This is a genomic window from Bacillus sp. GMa5/1, from assembly GCF_050172015.1.
Lineage (GTDB): Bacteria > Bacillota > Bacilli > Bacillales > Bacillaceae_G > Bacillus_A > Bacillus_A cereus.
The window spans coordinates 23,057-44,312 of record NZ_JBNLYC010000014.1 but is presented as its reverse complement, the minus strand read 5'-3'; the positions used below and the strand labels follow the sequence as shown (position 1 = coordinate 44,312).

Here is a 21,256-nt window from a genome sequence, read left to right as displayed (position 1 = left end):
CCTAGTAATCCCACGCCGTATATACATCGGCGATCTTTTTTAATGCAGCTTTTGTATTACGGCTTGTCGTAGACTTATCGACGCCCATAATTTGCGCAGTTTCTATGTTTGATAGATCTCTACCGAATCGAAGATCCATGCAGCGTGCTTGTAAGTCCGTTAATTCCGCCTGATAGATTGCGTTTTCTAGATCCGCCAGTAGATCGATTGCAGCCGTATCGCCTCGTGATTCCGCAGCAGATCGTATGTTATGTTGTTGTTCTAGTAACGCCTCGACGCCCGCTACCGTGCAAAGCTCGAAACGTACTTCTAATCGTTTCGTTGCCGCTTGTTTATCGAAGTTAGATACGCCCATATCGCATAGCCTCCCTACGTGAAATAGTCTTCATATCCTGATTGATCTTCTTCATAAATTCGCGCCATGACTTATCGGCAGCAATACGGCGCTTTTCTTTTCTATCAATATCGATCAAGATTGCGTCTAGTTGTTGTACGAGCTGAATTAAGCCGTCGTTATTGTAAATCTCGTAATCTACCTCGAATTTATCGATCGCCGTTTCCGTTTCATGATAGAAGTCTTCTTCTTTGAACTCGTCGTCCGCATCGATAATACGTTGCTTTCTGATCTCGTCGTCTACGTTTACACGAATGATATATGTGCCCTGTTCTCGCAACGAATCGATTTCATTTTGTTGTCGTACGTCCGTGATAACCACGTTATGGCCTGTTGATCGTAAGAAGTCAATCTTCGGTTGTAGTCGTTTGATCCAAACTAATGCATCATGTTTGCGCTCTTCTTGCCCTTCGTGTTGCAACAATGCACGACGCTTTCCACCTTCTTGCTTTCCGTACTTGCGATCCACCTGCTTTTTCAGCTCGTCCGCATATGCACCACGTTGGAAACCTCCGCGACGATCCTTCGCCATTAATCGGGCGATCGTATCTTTTCCCGTTCGCATCTTGCCCGCGATGCCGATTAGTACTGTGTTTTTCATGATTCCTTACCACCTTCCACGATCTGATTAATGCCGTATCGAATGCCTAACGCAAACATACCCGCACCCAGCCATACAAATAATCTATCTACCATCATCTTTTTCATTTCTTCGCCTCTTTTCGTTGTTTTGCCTTACAAGTACATAAACGCAGCAGCAGCGTCATATCGGCATTTAGGCAAATAAAAAAGAGCGAAGGCGTATAGCCCTCACTCTCGTAGATATCCCGTTACATATTTCACACCGAACGAAGACGTCGCCGCTTCGCTAGATCCGCGAAACATATCAAACGTATTGCCCTGTATTGCGCCGCCGCGATCCTCGCACACATAAGTACCGTCTAGATCGGGGATTTCGATCTTTGTACCGAACTTATATTGCGGTGGACATGCGAGCGTACGACCTTGTGTGTAGTCCGTTCCGCTTGCCGTCTTTCCTTCGCAGCCGTTGCAATCAGCGCCGTACGCCGTAACTCTCATATCTATTTTGCGCCCACCATTCTTATTTTCGGACGGCTTCGCCTCTTCGGATTGATCCTTTTCTTTCGGAACTTCCTTCGGTATCTCTACCTTCTTCGACTTATTAACGGTGGACGCTCGTAACTTTTTTAAGCGTTCGACCTCGCTCGTCAGGTGTTCGATCGTTTCCGATTTGGTGCGATCTTCGAGTTTCGTCTTTTCGTGATTCTCTTTTTCGACCGCTAGATCCCATTGCGCTTGGCCTAGATCATTTTCTAGATTGTTAATGCGCTTGTATAGATCGAATGTCTCGTCTTCTAGCTTTTTGCGATCACCCTTCGCCTTATTGTGCGCAACTTTTTCGCGTGCTAGATCATTTTCGAGTGCTTCGATCTTCGCGTCAGACGATCGCATCTTATCGATAGATACCGTCATGCCGACGAATAGCAGCATAAAACCGAATATCAGTAACAGAAATTTGATTTTCCTCATTACGACATCAATCCTTCTTTGATTGCCTTACGCACGCCGCGGAAATACTCGACCTGATTGTCGATCGTAATGTTTAGCTCTTTTTTCAAACCATTTAAGAAGTTCTTTGATCCTTTGAGCGGAAAGATATTGCCGAATGCTACAACCTTCTCACGACCTGTTTTAAGTTCGATCAGGTGAAAGCCTTTCGGGTTTGTTGGTGCGACTCTCAATTCGCAGGGAATCGGCTTCGCTTTTGGCCTTTCGTTTGTTTGTGGTTGCATTAAAATTCCTCCCAGTTATAGAAATGTTTGCGGCAAACGCTTCGATATTCTTCGTCGCCGATCAGTACTTCGTCTCCCTCTTTTGCGGGATTCCCGTCTACAAAACGTAAGTTCATCGTAGCTTTGCGGTCGCAGCATTGACACAATCCCTTAATTTCGGAAATGTCGTCCGCTAGTGCGAATAGTTCCGCAGATCCTTCGAATAACTCGCCTTTGAAGTTCGTTTTTAGTCCGTAGCAGATTACAGGAATGTTAAGGCCGTCAACGATCGCGACCGCTAACGTTTCGATAACTCGCTTCGTAAAGAACTGACATTCATCTATTAGAATTACGTCAGGCCGTTCGAATACCGCTGATCGATAGATTTGTTCGGCGTCGTCGATATGTACCGACGTAGCTTCGTGCCCTAGTCCTGTACGACTTACGACGCGATCTTTGCCGTACCTGTTATCGATATTTGGTGTAAATATCAATACACGACGTCCCGATCTTTCGTAGGTGTCCGCAGTCTTTAGAAGTTCTAGCGACTTCCCCGCCGCCATTGTTCCCAGTTTTGCGTATAATTTCGAACTCATATATCGCCCTCCTTCCGTTTTGCTTACAAGTACATAAACGCAAAAAAAGACGCCCATAGGCGTCCTTCGTCGTCGTTCGTCGTCGTTCTATTCTTTTTCGTTAAGTTGTCGTAGCTCTATTAATGTAGCCTCTTTTAATTCGATTACTACCGCCATGAACATAAACACTGCGGCAGTTAGTCCGCCTGATACTAGAAATACTATTCCGTTAAAAATACCGTCTTCCGCGTAATCAGTCGACAAAAAGCTCATTAGTGCGAATATGCCGAAGAGAACCGCAGTAACTAGAGCGGCCAGCCTAAAGATTACCGTGATAGACGATCGTACGCTTTGTTGTAAATTCATATATAATAACCTCCAAATTTAATTATCCACGAACATCATTACACAACTTGCGTAACTAATCAAGTAATTGAGCACTAAAAAGACGCCCTATTCGGCGTCCTTCGTTTGTTCTTCTACTAATTTCTTATACCTATCGATAGACATTTGATGAAATTCCGCAGACGTATACGAAGTCTTATCAATCATTGCCTCGATCGATTTAACCAATTCACCTGATGCGATCACTAGATCCATATTATCGGATTGCGACGCGACTAGTCGAGCATGTGCCGCCATTTCTACTAATACGTTGATCTCTAATGTAGTTGTAAGTTTTACCATAACAAAACCCCCATATAGACTTATTTTTAAATATTACGCAACTTGAGTAATATTTAAAAATTAATCGATCGCTTCGATCTCTTCTAATGATCTTTACGATATCCCTAACTTTTCAATTATTAGTGATAAGATGTTCACATTTACCTCTAATCGCGCTCCTATTACAGTATTTATTGGGATTTCAAATAAATTCAACTGTTCCATTGTGATAACTACATATTATTAATTTGTTGAGCTAACCATATAACGATATCGCATGTATGTCAATAATAATTTTTAAACGTTGCAACAATGCGAATAAATGTGATAAAATGAGTGCATATTAATAGGATATCGATATTATCGGGGGTTATATAGATGAACAACTTAAAGTATGTGAATTTCCACAACGCCACGAAAGACGATCCGCGTTGGGAAAAAGCTAAATACAAGGATTTCGAGCCACTACATCGAACAAATACAGGTACAGGCATACGATTCGTATTACGTGAATATCTAGAAAAGATAGGTTTATCACAACGATCTCTAGCCGAACTAAGCGGATTAAATCAGCCGACTGTAAATGACATTTGTGAGAATAGAGCGTTACTACTAAACGTTACACATCTTGTGCGTATATGCAGCGTACTGGGTTGTAACATCACTGATATTATGGTTACAGTACCGATACAGAATACGGAATACACGGAAAGCGATAGCATTCACAATCTACGACAAAAAGAAAAGGCGACTCATTAATTTGAGCGCCTATTTTTTATTTGCTTTTTATGATAATCGATCAGCCATGCCGCCGTACTTACCGTTCGCGGATCGTGGTACGGCAGGTCGAATCCCGATGCGGTTTCCGTCGTGAATCCTTCGAACTCTTTCGCCATATCAGCGGCCTTTGCTTCCGCAGGATATTCCGCATGTAGTCACCCTAGCTCCATCGCCCAACGATCGTAGGTGTGATCGTCTATGATATTTGTATTGTATTGATAGTAAATGCACGAATGTACTAAGATCTGATGACGTCTTTGCGTAATATTATCGCGAATAGCTTCGTTCATATTCTCGTAGACCTTTCGTATAGCTCTTTCCATAAACTCGTATATGCGACATGTAAATTTCCGTCTAACATATCGTAAAAGCAGCATGGCATTTCCGAAGTATCATGTCCTAGTAGGTGCGCCATTTTATAGCATTTAAATACCTTCTTATCGCGCGTTAAATTCGATTTATAGCCTAATTGGTTTATGTGTAGATCTATATAGCCGTATGTCTGATCCGTGAAATCTTCGACACTTACTGATCCGCCAGACCAACCGTGACGACATTCGTTACAAGACGTATTGATCGGTGTACTGAATCTACATTGCGATAAGACTTAGATCAGCTCGCCGACTGTTTTCGCATGTGTTAGCTTAATCATCTTCGGCCACCTCTTCAATACTAAACTTTTCCCACACTTCCTCGTTGCGCTCTATGCCATGATATAGCGCGTCTTCTAGTCTTCGCGCAGATACATCGCCCGTGAATTTGATTACGAATGTTTTTTCTTTAGACATCGAATCGCTCTCCTTTATCGAATTTGCAATCTTTCACGAGATATGGCTTCACACCTCGATACCACCATTCAAAATTGATAGGTCGGCGTACCGTACAATCGATTACTTTCGTTGGTCGTTGCCCTCGCCATTGCTTGCCGTGGATCGATTGTCCTACGCTGATCGCTTCGAGCTTTACGTTTTTACGAATAAACACTAGATCCTCGTCGTATTCGTTGTATAGCTTGTTAGCCTCGTCCCTCTCTTCGGGCGTGTCATAAATTACCAACACGTATCGGGGTTTAATTTGTAGATCCTTTTTCATACTATCGCCTCCTACATACATAAACGCCATTAAACAACAAAAAGGACGAGATCCGAAGACCTCGTCTTTTAACTCTCATTATTTTTTAGAACATCATACCCGCAACCGCAGCGCTTAATAAATTCGCTAGCAGCCCGCCGATCAATGCTAGGAATCCCAGTCGCGCTACGTCCTTACGAATAGAAGGCGCTAACGCTCCGATTGACCCTAGTAAGATCGCGATTACTGAGAAGTTAGCGAACCCGCACAATGCGAATGTAACTACTAGCATCGCTTTCGGTGACATTGTGACGTCAACTAAATGCCCGAATGCTACGAATTCATTAAGTACCGTCTTTTGGCCGATGAATGATGCGGCTTGCATAATTTCGCCACTAGGCACGCCGATAAGCCACGCCAACGGCGCGAATAAGTAACCTAGAATTAACTCGATCGTTAATCCTTCAATGCCGAATAGCGAACCGATTCCGCCTAGAATACCGTTAGCGAATGCTACGATTGCGATAAACGCCATTAACATAGCAGCTACGGAAACTACGATTTGAATACCCTCTTGCGCACCCTTCGCCATTGCGTCGAACATGTTCGCAGATTCTTCATCTTTAACTAGATTTACGTCTTTGATTTGCGACTCTTCCGTAGTTGGCATAATAATCTTCGCGATTAGTAATGCCGCAGGAATCGCCATAACCGCAGCCGTAAGTAAGTAGTTTAACGGAATGCCTAGCGCAGCGTATCCGACTAGGATAGAACCCGCCACCGACGCTAGCGCCGACGTCATGATCGTGAATAACTCAGTTTTGTTTAGCTTCGTAAGATACGGCTTAATTAAGATCGGCGCTTCTGATGCGCCTAACGCTACGCAGCCGATCGCATTAACGCCCTCTAGCTTTGATACACCCATTAATTTCGAAATGATTGTGCCGAAGAAGTTAACGATTCGTTGCATGATCCCGAAGTAGTATAGTAACGATACTAGCGAACTAATAAACACGATAACCATTAACGCATGGAAGAAGAATACGAAGTTCCCTGTCGCTAGATCACCGAATACGAATTCGATACCACCCTTCGAATAATCCATGAAGTGTTGAACGCCGTTACTAGCGCCTTCTAACGCAGCGATCCCGATGTCCGATTTCATAACGAACGCAGCGAAGCCGATCAACATTGCCAGCCCAACGCCTACCGTCTGTAATTTAATATTTTTGCGATCCTTTGATAATAAGAATGCGATCGCTAGAATTCCGATAATGCCTAAGATCCCTCTAATCATTCTGTTACCTCCTGATTATCTATTTGTTTGTCTTCGAAAAATCCGCTTCTTTTATGATGCGTTTCGCAGGCGTGTACAGTAACGCCGCCGCTCATTGTTAGAACAACGCCGCTACATACCTCAGGCTTTCCGCACTCTTTACCTCTGGCTACAGCTTCGCAGTTCATGCGGGCAACCTCCCGATTTTAATTAGTGCGTCCTTAACGATCTGTACGACTTTCTTTTTGTCTTCTTCGTTATTGACGTACTCTAGCTCGGCAACATTAATTTTGATCTTCGGTGAAATATCGTACTTCTCGTACCATTTCGTATATTTTGTGTAAAGGCGATCCCAATAGCCGCGCTCTACTTCACTTTCAAGGCCGCGATTACGCTTCGCAATTCGTTTCATGGCCGTATCTACGTCACAATCTAGATAGATTAGTAATGTAGGTGCTTGCGCATGTTCTAGCATTGAATCTAGTAGCGTATCGTATGTGCGGAATTCTTCCCACGTCATGCCCTCGCCGCCGTCTTCGAGATCTTCCGCTAACATTTCCGCGAAGATACGATCGCCGAAGATCGAGCGATCTAAGATGCCGCCGCCTGTACGATGGATCTCTTTAATTTGTGCGAATCGCGTATTAAGGAAGTGGATTTGCGTCGTAAACGCCCATCGCGTTTTCTTTGCGTAGAAACGATCGAGCAGGTTTAGAGTGTCCCGACTTCCGATTTCTTCGTATAGTTTGATGCCTAGTTCTTTCTCTATTAATTTCGCTAGCGTCGTCTTACCAACGCCTACGATTCCGTCGCATACTATCACATTCTTTTCCCCCTTGTTCATATTAGAAACCCCTCTTCTCGATGATCTTTTTCTCTACTAGATGCGTCAGAACTACCGCGCAGGCGTCCGATTCATCGTCAGATATAAAGATAAAATCATCGCTTAAATTTAGATAGCGACGTACGGACTTCTCTACCTCAGCCTTATCCGCCTTGCCGTCGCCCGTCATTACGCGTTTGATAGTAGTAGGTGAAATTTCTTCGATCGCATAATCGCGAAGTACAAGGTCGCTGATCCCAACGACTTTAAATAGTGCTTGCGTAGTTTGCGCGAATCTACTAAACCCTTTTTCACGAATAATCGTATCGAATGGCGCGAATTCTATTGATGCCTTTTTTAATTCCGTTGCGATTACGTGTAGTCGTTGGCCGTGTCGTTGCCTCGGATTCGTTTTAATTCGGAATTTGTGAACAAGATCTAGCTTCCCGCCTTCTAGATCGATGATCGCCACGCCCGCGCTCGCTAAAGAAAGATCGAGTCCTAAAAATCGGCGTCGCATTGCGCGTCGTCACCTTTCCAATTTCCCTCGATATAGCGCCATGCCTCTAACACGCTATTTTTCTTCCATTGCGGCATACGGGATCTTGAAATACGTTTGACTTGCTCGCCTATTTCCGCGTATTCTTCGGCCGTTAGCGAAGATACAGTCGCCTCTTTATATGAGTTGAACGTAAATTTTGTAATATCGAACTTCGGCGGCTTGTTATTCTCTACGCAATCTAGCACATGCTTGAACTTATCGAGAATTTGCGTTTGTGTCTCACGATCGAATTTGATTTCGAAAGCCCTGATATCGGGGTTTGCTACGTAGTCCTCTTCGCTCATGATCCAAGCCTTTTTCGATAGGTTGCCGTACAGGACGATACCTCGGCTGATGTGCATGTTTTTGAATAGCATTGAGTACGTGATCGATTGCATTTTATGATCCTCGCCGACTTCCTTCATAGAGTAGAATCCAGTTTGCGCAGACGTCGTTTGCTTCGACTTAACTTCGAGCAATACTAGTTCGCCTGTTTTCGTATCTACTAAGATGCCGTCACATTGACCTAAGATCGATACAATTTGTCCGTTATGCTCTACGTGCTCGATCGTTTGGCTAAATTTTTCCCACGCAGGGTAACGCTTGCCGTTGACTTCGACATAGTACGGAACGAACGGCGGATCTTCACCGAATTCACGTTTCCAGTGTTTCTCGATGAATAATAGATCGCGTTGGACCATATCGCCGAAGGCCGTACCCATTCGAGTCCAACGTCCCTGATGCGGTCGCCCAGTGTGTTGATCGCGAGCAGCGCCCGAATGTTTCATGTACAATTCGCGGCTATCGCTATTCGTACTCGATGGCGTAAAGTACTTCGTGCCCTTCTTACCCCACGGTAAGCGCTTCTTGTTAGTCGTACGAATTTCGTATTCCCAATAATGGATCTGTGCGTCTAGCTCGTCGTCCCAAACCTCTTTATGGCCGTGCCACTTATCGAGCATTTCGATGAATCGATTTGCGACTTCGCTATCACCGCCACGCTTCGGTAGTTCTGAGATATCTTTCTTCGCCTTAGGTGCGCCTTTCTTTTTCGCCGTCCCTAAAACGTCTACGGGTGTAAATAATTCCACCTTATCGCCTCCTATATAGTTGTCATGGATCGTTCGTGCCTTACAAGTACATAAACGCAGTCCGACACATACACTAGGCGATATGTCAAGTTTATTTTTGCGCACAAAAAAGAGCGACACTATGTCGCCCTATGCGATGTTCAGATATTCGTTTACACCTTCGAACGTATGAAACTCTACGCCGCTATGCAGTTTCGTCGCTTGCATTCCGTCCAATTCATGCGAAGAGATATCTACGATAAACGTTTCGCCGTCTTTCAGTTTATTAACGTAGAACCAACGTGCATCTACGTGCGACTTCGTCTGTATTACCGCCACGATCTCGCTACCTTTCTTGATATTAAAGTCTTTAATTCCGTAAAATTTCATCATGTTATTTTGCCACCTTTTCGAATGTGAATGCGTCATAATATGTTGCACCTGATCCAATCATTTCTACGGCTTTATCGTCCGTAATTTCTACCGCAGTACAACCATACTTCTTTCCTAGTTCCGTCTCGCAGCCGATCACGTTATCGAAGAATCTTGCCGCCTTGTCTTCGTCACTTGCTCCGACTACACCCGCTAGGAAAATGTTACCTAGATCGAAGATTGCGTAATACTTCGGCTCGCTCTCGCCTTCGGCTAGTAATTTATGTCTTCTTTCGTTAAATGCGTTTGTAACTTCCATTGATATAACAAACTTATCATCATTTTATATTTTAATCCCGCTACTTAGTCATCACATCCGAGGTTAAGCCCGTAGATTGGCTGTTTTGTTTTCTTGTCTATCATATTTCACCGATACCTACGTCATGTCGACAATAAATAAATAAATAAATAAATAAATAAATAGAGCGACCATATGCCGCCCTATTCCGATCTATATTAACCGACTGTTACGAAGCCGCGTTCTTTAATTTCTTGCCATTGTTTCGTAGGAAATCGTTTCGTAATTTGTTGCGTACAGTTTGGTGCTCCGATCTCGATAATGATGATCGTGTCATGCAGCGCAACGGGACGTAGCCCGAAGTTATCCACAACGAATGTACGTTTAACTACGTTTCGTTCACTTATAATTCGATTGATTGTGTATTCTCTCATGCCTTGTAACCCCCGTTGTACTTAACGAACTTATCGTTTAATACGACCTGTCCTATCCCTTCGTCTAGCTGAATTACTAGAATGCGTTCACCTTCGTTACCTTCGATCTTCATGCCTTTGTTTTCTTTGACTACGTTTTGTAAGTACGCTTCGATGATCGTCCCTTTTTCGTTATGGAATCGATTGTTTTTATCTCGTACCTTTACACGCTTACCTACTAGATCGATTTCCTTCGGTGTTTTTACCTTCGCATACTTAGGGCTGAATTTGTTCGGACGCTCTTCGCTATCGATAATTATATTCGAAATGTGAGCGCGCGGGATCTTGCGTTCTTCGATCTCCTGTAGTTGCGATTTCAGTACGCCGATCGTAGCTTCGATATCGTTCATCGCTCTATGTGCGCCCTCTAATTTAACGCCGCGACGTTTTGCCGTAGGACCTAAACTTGCGCTTTCATTCGGATTTAAGAAACGCTCGATTGATCGTGTGCATAGGAAATGTTCGTGATTAATACCGAACTTCGATAGATACGCAGAATCGAACGGCAGGTAGTGCGCTACTAACGTGCTATTACCGATAAACGCGTTAAGTACGATCATCATTTGTAATTCGTGTACGCCATTTGTTAGCATGTGCTCACGTAGATCTGTGTTATCGATCAGGAAGTCAGGTAGCTTTTTACCTTCGTGTAATTTTACGTACATATGTAGGCGTCCTAGTTCTTGCTTTAGATCCGTACGAATTGCGGCCACTTCTACGACCTGTTCCGTATTGTAATCGAGTCCCGTCGTCTCGAAGTCGAATACCGTAAATACCTCTTTCGCAGGTGCTTCCGCTAGTACATTTTCGTAGTTATATAGTGTTGTCATTATTTCTTTTCCTCCAATCCTTTGATGTTGATCCCTAATGTAATAGACGCAGCGACTAGAAAGATCGTATCGAGTACGAACCAAACCACGCTACCTTTCACAAACGCCGATATATATGCGAAGATCGCGAACGATACGACGTAGAACACGTCCCACTTTATGCCGCTAAATGGCGCGTACGTCTTGCCGTCTAGCTTTTCGGAAATCTTTTCACCTAACTTTGTACGCGGTGTGTAACTAAACTTTCTCTTAAACATTTACATCAATCCTCTCAAATGAATTAAGGCGATCAGCCTTACACGTACATAAACGCAGGTCGATCGCCTTTTCGGTTAACTTATGCAGATTTCGGTTGTTGTGTTTTGAAGTCCCAGTCGTCGGGATCGTATTCAGCACCCCATACAGTCTCGATTACTGTATCGGATTTCAGCGGTAGAGATAGTTCTACGGATTTCGTCATGATCTCCGTAATAAGATCGCAGTTTTCTTTCGTTAGATCCTTCGCAGGTACTTCGACCTTTACTTCATCGTGAATACTTGCGTTTAGATACCAACCGCGCTTAACGCATTCTTCGTATAATCGAATCATATTGATCTTTAGAATGTCCGCGCCCGTACCTTGAATTACTGAGTTAAAGCTAGCACGTTCCCAGTACGATACAAGGTTTCGCATTTCCGCCAGTGGCTTGATCTTTTCTTCGAGCTCATCGAGTCTTTCTTGCAGGTGCTTCGCTTTTGATTTCACATATTGGCTACGTACTCGCTTACGTTCGATGTACAGATCCATTAGTTTGCGCTCATTACGTCGAACTAGTTTCGAGTACTCAGCAAGATACGGGAATCGGCGTTTTCGTCCGTACAATGTCTCACTATAGCCGTGATCGTACGCGAATTTACGCTTATCACGAACCATTTGTATAAAAGATGGAAACGCCGTATCGAATTTCTCATAGAACATGTCGCCCACTTCACGAGATACGCCCATCGTCGTACAGAAATTATCGACTTTCTGATCGTATGATTTCGCTAGTACGCCCGTTTTCATCATTGTGCGAGGTTGGAAACGTCCTGTAGGATCGTACGCTTTATCGACGCAGTACTTTTCTTCTAGATTGAAAACCATCATCGCCATTGTCGTATATAGGTCGCGACCTTCTAGGAAGATTGATCGCAGCGAGTTATCGCCGTACACTATCCACATGATATGTGCCATGATTCGCGGCTCTATTTGCGATAGATCGGCCGCTAGATAGAACCAACCTTCTTTCGGCTTAAACGCGCCACGTACTCGCTTACCTTCTTTCGATCTTGCGGGAATGTTTTGCAGGTTTGATCCCTTCGATACTTTATCGTCATTCTGTACAAGTTTCTTTACTATATCGATGTAATTGCTATCGTTAACGTCGATAGGAAATGCCGCCATATTATCATCCTTCTTTCGTTTATTTGGATATAAAAAGAACGCCCGAAGGCGTCCTATTCGTTATTTATCTAATCGGTGCTCTACTGATACGACTAACTTAACTAGTGCATTGTTTGCGACCTTATCGCGACCATTAACCGTTACTGTAGCGCTATATCGATCATCGTCAGCGAAGTTAAATCGATCCTGATGTCTGACTACGCCGATATCCCCTTCTTTTAATCGACCGAGGCAATTGTCGATAACTCGTACGACATCGCACTCTTTTAGTTCGCCGTATTTGCGTCCTAAATCTTCGAAAATCTTGCGTTCTTTTTTCGCAGCAGCTTCTTTCTTCGCCTTCTTAACTTCTTCTTCAGTAGCCTTGCGAATGTTATATGATTGCTTTCCGCCTGTTTTACCTTCTAAATTCATTACGTCGTAGTGATCGTTACCGTTGACTTTCGTAATTTCTAGCACTTCCCCGATCGGGTAGTTGCAGCCGCCAACACTTACAACGTAATCACCTTCGTTGTACTTAACTGTTTGCGCATCACGGATCTCTTTCGCCGTTGCGTTTCGTACGTTTTCTAAGAACTTATACCCGCTCTCCTTACCGTCTACGCTTTTAACATGGATGCCGCTAGCACTTGGAATCCCCGTTACGATTACAACTTCACCTACTTTAAACTTCGGATTTCCGTGACTGTTCGTTACGACTAGATATGATCCAACTTCCGTTTTGATTAGAGACGCTTCGTACTCTTCGATCTCCTTCGGCGTCATGATCTCGAAATCGAACGCATGAATTGAGAACGTAAAACCGTTTTCGCTCATTTTCGCATTAATCGCTTCTTCTTCCGTAACGACTTCGACTTCTTGACATCGCGCCCACTCTGCCAATGCCTTTTTCGGATTATGTAGCGGCGCTACTTTGATCGGGCAGTTACTCTCTTTCGTTTCCTGATAAACTACGACTACAATGTCGCCAGTCTCGAAATCATCGCCGAACTGACTACCTTTTGTAATTCGCACGAATGCGCCTACTTCTAATTCGTTAATTGCTTTTCTATGTCTTGCGGCTTTGATCTCCGCAACTTCGCTTTCTGATAGCTTCCTAGCAAACTTCTCGATAATTACCGCTTCGCGCCCATCTTCCTTCTTAACTCGAATCGGGAAGTGCTTCGTTTCGTCATATCCGACTACCTCCACGACCTCACCCATAGTTAGTAATACGTCCACTTGATGTGAATCTACTCGTACGAAATCGCCTGTTTTGAATGGAGACTCGATAAGTCCGATTACCTCGAATGTGTTTTTGTGGAAATATGCGATACTACGCTCGCGTTCGCTTGTTCTTACGTCAGGTGCGTATCCCATTAACTTGCCGTTTTCATACCAAAATACGAAACCGCCGTGATCGATATTTTTAATCTTGTGCGTTTCCATCGCTAAAAGCGCTAAACCGCCCGATACCTTTTGTCCGATTTTGAATGTGTTTGTCATAATTAATTACCTCGTTTCAATTGTTTGTTAAGGTGTTTTCCCCTTACACGTACATAAACGCAGTAAACTTTCAGAACTGGGTTAACGACAAAGAAAAAAGGACGCATATAGCGCCCTATCTAAATTCGTCCAGTATATCGATCGGTCTTCCAGTGTACGCAGCCGAACTGTATCGACCCGTATTCGTTCCGCCCGCATCAAACTTCGAATGAAAGCGACCGTCTACTTCCATTACTTGCGGGATCTTTAGTACGAATGTGTTTAATAACGTTTGATATTCCGCCACCGTTGCGAGCGGTTTTAATGTCGGCTCGTCTTCGAAGTAGATCTTTAGTACGTCCGCCGAAGTCGATCGCTTCTTACCTTTTTGTATCTTGTGCGTACAATCCTTAATGCCTAGATGATCGTAGATAAGATAGCCGATGTGATTGCCATTAGTGAATTCGAAGGATTCGATCTTGTGCGGGTGATCGTCCGATTTAATTAACACATTCAATTCGGCGCGTTCGTCTTTATATTTCTTGATCCGTGCGAGAATGTCCGCATAACGTTTCGTATGAGTCTTGCCGTCTTCTTCGGCTTTCTTACGATCCGCATATAGCTTCGATAATCGCTTGTCTAGCGTATCTAATTTCTTTTTATTCTTTTTGCGCCATTCGATAATCTTCTTACTGTTATTCGTATAGGACATGGCCTCTAAGAATTTATCGTCGATTTGATACGCTTCGAATACGGCTTGCGTAGCTTCTTCGGCTTTTTCTCGGAATTCGTTTTCTAGTCCGCTTAATTCGTCTAGGTCAACGTGGAATCCTGATCGCATTAAGTACGTATCAACTTGCGGCAGCCTACTATCGATTTTTGCGTAACACTCTAGCAATCGATCCGTTTTCTTCATAGTTTCGAATTGCCATTCGGTCAACTTCCAACCGTAGTAAACGTCGTATATTGCGTAGATCCCTACGATAGTAGTATTAAATGGTGCAGGTGATCGTTTTCCGAATAGATCTTCGAACGTATAAACTTCGTTATGAATCCCTAAAAATCGACTTCCGTATCGTTGAATCAACGGTTTTAGTCCGTACTTGTCTAGCGATTCTGTCATGATCTTCATTGCGTCCAGTGAATCCCATACGCAACCGTTAATTGTGTAGCCGTCATTCTCGGCGATATGTAAATCGTAACGGGCGCTTCCCATATGAAACGACTTTCCGTGATCCTTATTCGATAAGTACGGCGAAATTGCGGCGAGAACTTTCGACCTCGTTAGTTGCTTGTCGCCCTCTTTGAATGCGTACTCGCGCGGGATTTCGGGATCGTTTATGTCAACGTGACCATACGCAAGATAGTAACCTTCGTTAAGGATCGGCAGCCATATCGAAAAGCCGATCGATAAATCTAAGAACGAATCTATGCCCGTTCCCTCGAAATCATTTGCGGTTAACGATTTTACGTCTAGCATTTCGAAACGATCCGCCCATTGCTTCGCTTGTTGTCGCACTTCTTTACGTAATCTTTGCAAGAATGGCTCTAGTTGCGAATCGTCCGTTAATACGTGGAAATTCTTCGGGTGATTGTCGAGTACATCTTGTATGCGTTCTTTTCGGGTTTGCGCTTCTTTCTTACGTAGATACTTCTCGCCGATCGATAACACTTCGCCCTTCGCCATTTTACCGCTCTTTGTACGTCCCGCCTTACCTTTGGCAAACGCTTCGATTGCGGCTTGTAATTGTCGCTCTTCTTTCTTCGTTAACGACATTTGCGAGATCCTTTGTAGCGCTTCTTCGACGGTTTCGTTCGCTTCCGCGACTTTCTTTTTGACTTCTTTCGAGCGGCTTCGCTTAGCCTCGCTATTATCCGCCATTTCTAAATTGATTTGTAAATCTAGTTTCATACGATCAATCCTTTCGTAATTTAGATAAAAAGAAAGAGCGCATATAGCGCCCTATCTCTTAGAATCCTGTATCGTCGTCACCTTCGTTTTCTTGCGTTGTCTCTTCGATACCTAGTCGAGATACATCGAAGCCGAATGCCTTTAAGTCTTCGATCTGTTTTTCAAGATCGTTAACTTGTAACACTTCGCCGAATGCGTTCATCGGGAATTCGAAGCCTTTTGACTCTTCGAACTTCTTGTATTCGGATTCTTTTAAGTCGTCCTCAGGATCTAACACGAGTGAGAACGATACTTGCGTATCAGTTGACAAACCTGTCTTCGTTAATTCGAACGGGTATTTGTCTAACTTCTTCGCATACTTTTTAAGATCCGCTACAATTGCCTTACCTTGTTTCGATGTAAAGTCTACGATAATCGGTTGCCCGTCTTCTAAGTTGACGAAGCCGATCATATAGCGTTCTTTCGCCTTTAACGCATACGCACGATCCTTAATTTCTTTTACTTCGTCCGCAGACTTGCCCGCATCTTCGGCAGCCTTTGCGTCTTTGTATAGTAAGTCGCAAGCTAAATCGTATAGATCAGGCCTTCCGCTAGTTTTCGTACATGGCGTTGTATAGAACACTTTGTACGCAGAATGTGCGAAGTAACGAACTACCGCCGTAGGTAATGCACGAACCTTTAATACTTTTCCTGTTTTAACGGACGTTAACATTTTCGAAGTATCTGCCTTCTCCGTTAGTGCTGCGTCGATTGCCTCTGTTCCTGTAGATACGATGTATGACATATTCACATTTCCCCTTTATCGATTATTTGGCGATTGCCTTACGTAGACATAAACGCCCTACCGATCGCACGATCGGTCAAATGTCAATAACTTTTTTCAAGTCGAAAAAGGGAAGAGCGACTATATGCCGCCTTATTTGCCGTACCCTTCGGTAAACAGTGGTAATAGTGATCGCATTTCGTTAACTACGTGATTGTTAATTTCATGTGGTGGAATAGCCTCGGCCACCTGCGCCATAAGTTCGTTATCTAGGTCGAAGATTAATACCGCGTCATTTACGCCATGATCCTTAACCCCGTTGCGCTCCATAATTCCGATTATAGATAGCGCGATTACCTTTTATTCGATTGGTGTTAGTCTGAATTCTTGCATTTTCATTATTCGTTACCCCCTGATTTTAAGAATGTTTTCGCTACGGTTTCCAAGATCTCGTTAAGTGTACGGCCGATGTCTTCGTTTGACTGGTACGTATCGATGTCACTACCCAGTCGCTCGAATTGTTCGTCTCGTCCCGCCTTTTGCCACGCATCGAAATCGTACTGATCTTCGTTTTTAATTTCGATATCCTCTTCGGACATGACGGCAGCTAGTGCGCCCATTAATGCGATTTGTTGTTTCCAATCTAGATTTAACGTGAATCCTTTTTTCATGTTAATTCCCCCTGTTTATATAAATAGCGCGATTCCTTTTGCGATCTTGCTTTTCTCGACCTTTGCCGCAATAAGTTTCGATCGTGCTTCGCCTCTCAATCGACGATGAATCCCAGTCGAATAGCCATTACGTCTTAGTGAGTCATACATCTTTTGTTCTAGCTTATATTCGCGATCTCGCTTATCGAACTCAGCTTGTAACTTTGCGATCTCTCGCTCCATGTCTTCTAGCTTCGACATTAAGATCGGCTTGATAATGTCGCGCAGCTCGTCCGATGCAATGTTTCGACGATACGCCGTGATTACTACATCATCGGTACGATCTAATACGAAGCAATATCGACGATATGCGAATAATCGGTCAGTTTTTTCTGTATGATCCGTGATTTCACCTAAATATGTAGATTCTTTCATGAATTCGCGCATATATTGGCGAACCTTTTCGTCACTCATGCGGCCACTAGAGACGATCATTTCGTCTTGTTGTAACTCTTCTCTCATTTCTTTAATTGCGTGATATGTAAATTTAAGCGCTGATGTAGTCATTTGTCGTGATACCTTCCTTCATGTTTTTAATGAATGTTCGTACTGATCCGCGAGCGCTATCGAAAGATATAGATAACTTATCGGCTAGACGTCTAGCAATGTCAGCTTGCTTTATGTATGATTTTTCTTGCATGATGATTTCCAAGATTGCTTTATTGCGGTCGTTATCGCCGTACTTTTCGACTAGCTCACGTTCTCTCGCAGTCTCGATCGCACTAGCTTGTACATTTACAGATTCGTCCACGTCGTTAAATACTGGATTTTTCCCTTGAACGCCGCTCGTATCCTCGTCTTTTTCTAAAATTGCGTCTCTAGATTCGAGTACCTTACGTCGATCGCCTCGTCTCGTACAATGATCGCCTGTCACTCGTCTGATTAACGGCTCAATTCTTGCGATGAAATTACCTTTATTGATGTCGTAAGTTCGTGCCGCATATCGTAATTTGTTATAGCAGTCGATAATAAAACTTTCTTCGCTATTCATTGCGTGCCAGTACTTCTCGCGGATCGCCTCGAAATCTTCCAGGAAATACACGAACAACTCTTGCGCCTTATCGAATTCACCGTTTACTGATTGGAAGATACGATCAGTCGATACCTTTCCGTATGCATTGCGGATCTCTTCGCCCGCAACCGCAGCTAGTTCGTTTAATTCCGTATGCATTGCTTTCGTAAAATCCATTGTCAATTTCGTTTCTTTTCTTTTCATGATCCATGACCTCTTTCAAATGTGTTTTTGTGCTTACAAGGACATAAACGCCGACCTGTTTTCCGTTTGGGTTAAATTTTTTTAAAAAATTTTTAGGAAAGTTTTTTCGTCGGGTTTTCGGCTCGTCAGATCAATTACGCAAGTTGCGTAATCGAGAACGCATGTACGCCCCAACCCGCGCCGTTGACGCATTTATTTACGCAACTTGCTAAATTCAGGCAAATAAAAAAGGCGAGTAACCCGACTAAAATAGTCAGGTACTCACCCAGAAAAATTAAGCAATATGCGAAAAAAAGAGCTAAATCCGAACAGTCGTTCTCTTTTCAACTCAAAAATCCTAATATATAATAAGTTTTGTAGAAGGTAATAGGTAATATATTCTACATTATTACAATATATGTCATATTAAAAATTGGCAGAATTGTACTACTTGTTTTTGTGGTAGAAAACATGTACAATAAAGCATTGTTTCGCTTGTGGTGAGCGATACAAACGATATTTACTTTTATAGTATTTTTGATTAGGGGTGCGTTGTGGTGACGCTCCCTTAGTTCGTTTTTGCGCAAAAAAAATAAAGGTATAAGATGGTTAGCCTTATACGTAAAATAGAGATTGGTTAGACCTCTTTTCGCAAGTTGTGTAAAAGGTGGTTAGTCTTTTTCCACACTTTTCTATTATAGCAAAGTTTATCCATACTGTAAACGATATTCCGATGTATATAGTCGGTTTATATAAGCATTGATATCACTACATTACAGAGGTGTTTTTAATGAAAGAAAATGCAGAAAAATCAACTAAAAAGAGAGTGCAAAAGAAACCGCAGATTCACCCCGAATTTGTTGATATCTCGCAGAAACTTCGACGCATACGAGAGGGAAAAGGCCTTACTCTAGTCGAAGCGAGCGATAAGATCGGGATCGGTTTCGTTTTTCTAAGCGAAATCGAACGAGCTTTAAAAGCACCCTCTACCGCAGCTATTAGCGGAATCGCGAGAGTGTACGAGATGGACGAATGCGAAATAGCGATCGCGTATCGTAAAATACCGACATCTGTACTAGAGACGTTAACAAAACGTCAGGATATTTTAAGAATGATCTACGACGTTACAAACAGTGAAGCACTAAGCGATCAGCAGCAAGACGAGCTTTTTAATGATTTCGTAGCTTTATATCGAAGACATAGCAAGTAGTTAGCGCGAATTATATATATATACGTATATTTATCACAATAGATATAGTAACACGCGAATTTTATCTAAAATAGAGAACAAGTGTTCTTTTTACTGTATTAATATAATATAGCAGAAAGCCGCGAACTACGCTACATTAAATAGCGAAGTTTCTACGGCTTTTTTGTTTTTGATCGCTTCCGTTAATTGCCGCGGTGTCATATCGTTAAGGTCTTTGCAGCCTTCGGGAAACTCGATCGTATATAGTCGGATCATACCGAATTTGTTAATTACTTGTTTCTTTAGTTTTTCGCCTGCTTCGTCGTTATCCGACCCGATGATAAGCTCTTCGATCGGGCTTCGTTCGATTACCGATACCTTTTCGTCAGTGATCGAAGACGTTCCCATCGCAATACCTAAGATCTCAGTAACTTCGTATGCATATTCCGCATCGATTTCGGCTTCGGTTACGATTGCAATTTTATGATCGTCACGATATGCAAGATCGATACCATAAACAAGCTCGCGCATCGGAATACCACCACCTGCATAAAAGAACATTTTCGAATCTGTACGTCGTTTTTTCAACGCAGCTAGACGACCGTTTGGCGTTACGTACGGAAAAGTAACGATGTTATTCGCCTCGTCATATCCGTTATTGTAGTATCGCTGCGTCTCGTATGAGATCCCGCGACCTAGTAGATACTCACTTGTGATCGCTAAATTATCTAGTAGTTTCATATCTAGTCCTCGCTCCTTCGTTTTCATTTTTAAACGTGACAGGTCGATCTCTAGTTTCGATTCACCGTCCCATTCTGACGCATATTCAGATAATAGATACTCGATGATCTCTTCTTCGCTGCAATTCTCTAGAAATGCGAGTAGCTGCGTAAAATGTCCCTTTTGAAATTCGCCGCCACCACTATCGCCCCATGACCCCGCAAATGCCGTCGCAGTATCTTCGAAGTAAACGTAAAATGACGGTGACGAATCCGCACGGAAAGGAGAACAAGCGATCAGCCTGTCCGCCCTCCACTTCGGACGATCCCACGAATATTTTTGTATTTCCTTTTCTACATCTACGTCGATCTCTCTTCCGTGTACTTTAATGATCGCCATATGTGCGCCCCCTAATTCAGATCGATATTAAACGTCTCTTGTATCGTACCTTCGGGTACATAGATATGTTTCGCAGTATTGAAGAATGGCGCGACTAGTACATTCGCCCACGTCGATTTATATACGACTTCGGTTTTTTCGATACGTGGTTTTGATCCGTCTTTGATGTATCGTAATTCATCTACGTAATCCGCTCGCTCCATATCGATTCCATAACCTTCGCCCTTTTTATACGCATACTTGTATGTTAATTCGCCGTTTACGTATCCCGAACCTAAGAACATTCGACCTTTCGTTTGTTGTCCGTCACCTAATGCGACTAATTCCGTTACATTGCGTTTTGTTACCATTTCGACATTTTTATCGATAGTGAAGAATAGACCGAAGAATATTACGAGCGCAGTACCGACGATCCCCAACATAACTAGAAATCCTTTTATACCGTTGTCGCATAATTCGTCGATTATAAATCCTACGATAATTCCTATTAATATCGATACACCTAACATAATCATATTA

Annotated in this window: 30 protein-coding genes; 2 read left to right on the top strand and 28 right to left on the bottom strand. The window is 43.1% G+C overall.

Annotation, left to right across the window (positions count from 1 at the left end; genetic code table 11):
• Position 1 precedes the first annotated feature (1 nt).
• The 7 genes from ACQGSG_RS06005 to ACQGSG_RS05975 form a co-directional block, all read right to left on the bottom strand.
• Positions 2–355, bottom strand: a complete 354-nt coding sequence (locus ACQGSG_RS06005) for a sigma factor-like helix-turn-helix DNA-binding protein (protein ID WP_098605633.1) — start codon at positions 353–355, stop codon at positions 2–4.
• Positions 342–995, bottom strand: a complete 654-nt coding sequence (locus ACQGSG_RS06000; protein ID WP_325842837.1) for an AAA family ATPase — start codon at positions 993–995, stop codon at positions 342–344. Before ACQGSG_RS06000 ends, ACQGSG_RS06005 begins: the two co-directional genes overlap by 14 nt.
• A gap of 209 nt (positions 996–1,204) precedes the next feature.
• On the bottom strand, positions 1,205–1,945 hold the full coding sequence (locus tag ACQGSG_RS05995; protein WP_098605634.1) for a 3D domain-containing protein: 741 nt from the start codon (positions 1,943–1,945) through the stop codon (positions 1,205–1,207).
• Complete coding sequence (locus tag ACQGSG_RS05990; protein ID WP_098605635.1) at positions 1,945–2,208, bottom strand: hypothetical protein; 264 nt, start codon at positions 2,206–2,208, stop codon at positions 1,945–1,947. The genes ACQGSG_RS05995 and ACQGSG_RS05990 overlap by 1 nt, the downstream gene beginning before the upstream one ends.
• Positions 2,208–2,783 (bottom strand): thymidine kinase, encoded by a 576-nt coding sequence (locus ACQGSG_RS05985; protein WP_061655116.1) that lies wholly within the window; start codon positions 2,781–2,783, stop codon positions 2,208–2,210. Before ACQGSG_RS05985 ends, ACQGSG_RS05990 begins: the two co-directional genes overlap by 1 nt.
• An 87-nt stretch (positions 2,784–2,870) precedes the next feature.
• Entirely contained in the window at positions 2,871–3,128 is a 258-nt protein-coding gene (locus ACQGSG_RS05980) for a hypothetical protein (RefSeq protein ID WP_098605636.1), read from the bottom strand.
• 87 nt (positions 3,129–3,215) lie between these two features.
• A complete protein-coding gene (locus tag ACQGSG_RS05975; protein WP_061655114.1) occupies positions 3,216–3,449 on the bottom strand; it encodes a hypothetical protein in 234 nt (77 codons plus the stop codon).
• Between the two features lie 357 nt (positions 3,450–3,806).
• Between ACQGSG_RS05975 and ACQGSG_RS05970 the strand changes: the two genes are divergently transcribed.
• On the top strand, positions 3,807–4,187 hold the full coding sequence (locus ACQGSG_RS05970) for a helix-turn-helix domain-containing protein (RefSeq protein WP_061655113.1): 381 nt from the start codon (positions 3,807–3,809) through the stop codon (positions 4,185–4,187).
• Positions 4,188–4,363: 176 nt separating this feature from the next.
• Here ACQGSG_RS05970 and ACQGSG_RS05965 read toward each other — a convergent pair whose 3' ends face one another.
• The 19 genes from ACQGSG_RS05965 to ACQGSG_RS05875 form a co-directional block, all read right to left on the bottom strand.
• Complete coding sequence (locus ACQGSG_RS05965; protein ID WP_426947092.1) at positions 4,364–4,498, bottom strand: DNA ligase LigA-related protein; 135 nt, start codon at positions 4,496–4,498, stop codon at positions 4,364–4,366.
• Positions 4,499–4,852: 354 nt separating this feature from the next.
• Entirely contained in the window at positions 4,853–4,996 is a 144-nt protein-coding gene (locus tag ACQGSG_RS05960) for a hypothetical protein (RefSeq protein WP_170950862.1), read from the bottom strand.
• Complete coding sequence (locus ACQGSG_RS05955) at positions 4,989–5,300, bottom strand: hypothetical protein (protein WP_061655112.1); 312 nt, start codon at positions 5,298–5,300, stop codon at positions 4,989–4,991. The genes ACQGSG_RS05960 and ACQGSG_RS05955 overlap by 8 nt, the downstream gene beginning before the upstream one ends.
• Before the next feature lie 85 nt (positions 5,301–5,385).
• Positions 5,386–6,576, bottom strand: a complete 1,191-nt coding sequence (locus tag ACQGSG_RS05950) for a NupC/NupG family nucleoside CNT transporter (protein WP_061655111.1) — start codon at positions 6,574–6,576, stop codon at positions 5,386–5,388.
• Entirely contained in the window at positions 6,573–6,743 is a 171-nt protein-coding gene (locus tag ACQGSG_RS05945) for a hypothetical protein (protein ID WP_170950863.1), read from the bottom strand. Before ACQGSG_RS05945 ends, ACQGSG_RS05950 begins: the two co-directional genes overlap by 4 nt.
• Positions 6,740–7,399: a deoxynucleoside kinase gene (locus ACQGSG_RS05940; protein ID WP_098605638.1), complete on the bottom strand. Its 660-nt coding sequence runs from the start codon at positions 7,397–7,399 to the stop codon at positions 6,740–6,742. The genes ACQGSG_RS05945 and ACQGSG_RS05940 overlap by 4 nt, the downstream gene beginning before the upstream one ends.
• A 1-nt stretch (position 7,400) precedes the next feature.
• The gene (locus tag ACQGSG_RS05935) at positions 7,401–7,898 is read right to left on the bottom strand and encodes a crossover junction endodeoxyribonuclease RuvC (protein WP_098605639.1); all 498 of its coding nucleotides are present in this window, start codon (positions 7,896–7,898) and stop codon (positions 7,401–7,403) included.
• Entirely contained in the window at positions 7,880–9,010 is a 1,131-nt protein-coding gene (locus ACQGSG_RS05930; protein ID WP_061655108.1) for a hypothetical protein, read from the bottom strand. Before ACQGSG_RS05930 ends, ACQGSG_RS05935 begins: the two co-directional genes overlap by 19 nt.
• 129 nt (positions 9,011–9,139) lie before the next feature.
• Entirely contained in the window at positions 9,140–9,328 is a 189-nt protein-coding gene (locus ACQGSG_RS05925) for a hypothetical protein (protein WP_142340690.1), read from the bottom strand.
• A gap of 55 nt (positions 9,329–9,383) precedes the next feature.
• Positions 9,384–9,680, bottom strand: a complete 297-nt coding sequence (locus tag ACQGSG_RS05920) for a hypothetical protein (protein WP_098605642.1) — start codon at positions 9,678–9,680, stop codon at positions 9,384–9,386.
• A 197-nt stretch (positions 9,681–9,877) separates the two neighbouring features.
• On the bottom strand, positions 9,878–10,093 hold the full coding sequence (locus ACQGSG_RS05915; protein WP_098605643.1) for a hypothetical protein: 216 nt from the start codon (positions 10,091–10,093) through the stop codon (positions 9,878–9,880).
• Positions 10,090–11,046 (bottom strand): 3'-5' exonuclease, encoded by a 957-nt coding sequence (locus tag ACQGSG_RS05910; protein WP_226800213.1) that lies wholly within the window; start codon positions 11,044–11,046, stop codon positions 10,090–10,092. Before ACQGSG_RS05910 ends, ACQGSG_RS05915 begins: the two co-directional genes overlap by 4 nt.
• A 253-nt stretch (positions 11,047–11,299) precedes the next feature.
• Positions 11,300–12,385: a DNA polymerase gene (locus tag ACQGSG_RS05905; protein ID WP_098605644.1), complete on the bottom strand. Its 1,086-nt coding sequence runs from the start codon at positions 12,383–12,385 to the stop codon at positions 11,300–11,302.
• A 60-nt stretch (positions 12,386–12,445) separates the two neighbouring features.
• A complete protein-coding gene (locus ACQGSG_RS05900; protein WP_266009573.1) occupies positions 12,446–13,870 on the bottom strand; it encodes a hypothetical protein in 1,425 nt (474 codons plus the stop codon).
• A 115-nt stretch (positions 13,871–13,985) separates the two neighbouring features.
• A complete protein-coding gene (locus ACQGSG_RS05895; RefSeq protein WP_325842834.1) occupies positions 13,986–15,761 on the bottom strand; it encodes a DNA polymerase I in 1,776 nt (591 codons plus the stop codon).
• Between the two features lie 58 nt (positions 15,762–15,819).
• On the bottom strand, positions 15,820–16,545 hold the full coding sequence (locus tag ACQGSG_RS05890; protein ID WP_061655100.1) for a hypothetical protein: 726 nt from the start codon (positions 16,543–16,545) through the stop codon (positions 15,820–15,822).
• A gap of 377 nt (positions 16,546–16,922) precedes the next feature.
• Entirely contained in the window at positions 16,923–17,195 is a 273-nt protein-coding gene (locus ACQGSG_RS05885) for a hypothetical protein (protein ID WP_098605647.1), read from the bottom strand.
• A gap of 15 nt (positions 17,196–17,210) precedes the next feature.
• Entirely contained in the window at positions 17,211–17,741 is a 531-nt protein-coding gene (locus tag ACQGSG_RS05880) for a hypothetical protein (RefSeq protein ID WP_098605648.1), read from the bottom strand.
• A complete protein-coding gene (locus tag ACQGSG_RS05875; protein ID WP_098605649.1) occupies positions 17,722–18,450 on the bottom strand; it encodes a hypothetical protein in 729 nt (242 codons plus the stop codon). The genes ACQGSG_RS05880 and ACQGSG_RS05875 overlap by 20 nt, the downstream gene beginning before the upstream one ends.
• Positions 18,451–19,219: 769 nt before the next feature.
• On the opposite strand from ACQGSG_RS05875, the gene ACQGSG_RS05870 reads away from it, so the two are divergent.
• Positions 19,220–19,639 carry a helix-turn-helix domain-containing protein gene (locus ACQGSG_RS05870; RefSeq protein ID WP_061655096.1) on the top strand — a complete coding sequence of 140 codons (420 nt, stop codon included), beginning with the start codon at positions 19,220–19,222 and terminating at the stop codon, positions 19,637–19,639.
• Positions 19,640–19,765: 126 nt separating this feature from the next.
• On the opposite strand, the gene ACQGSG_RS05865 is transcribed toward ACQGSG_RS05870, so the two are convergent.
• Together ACQGSG_RS05865 and ACQGSG_RS05860 are read right to left on the bottom strand one after the other, a co-directional pair.
• Positions 19,766–20,386 carry a toprim domain-containing protein gene (locus ACQGSG_RS05865; protein WP_240514384.1) on the bottom strand — a complete coding sequence of 207 codons (621 nt, stop codon included), beginning with the start codon at positions 20,384–20,386 and terminating at the stop codon, positions 19,766–19,768.
• A gap of 362 nt (positions 20,387–20,748) precedes the next feature.
• Positions 20,749–21,252, bottom strand: a complete 504-nt coding sequence (locus ACQGSG_RS05860; RefSeq protein WP_098605650.1) for a hypothetical protein — start codon at positions 21,250–21,252, stop codon at positions 20,749–20,751.
• Positions 21,253–21,256 lie beyond the last annotated feature (4 nt).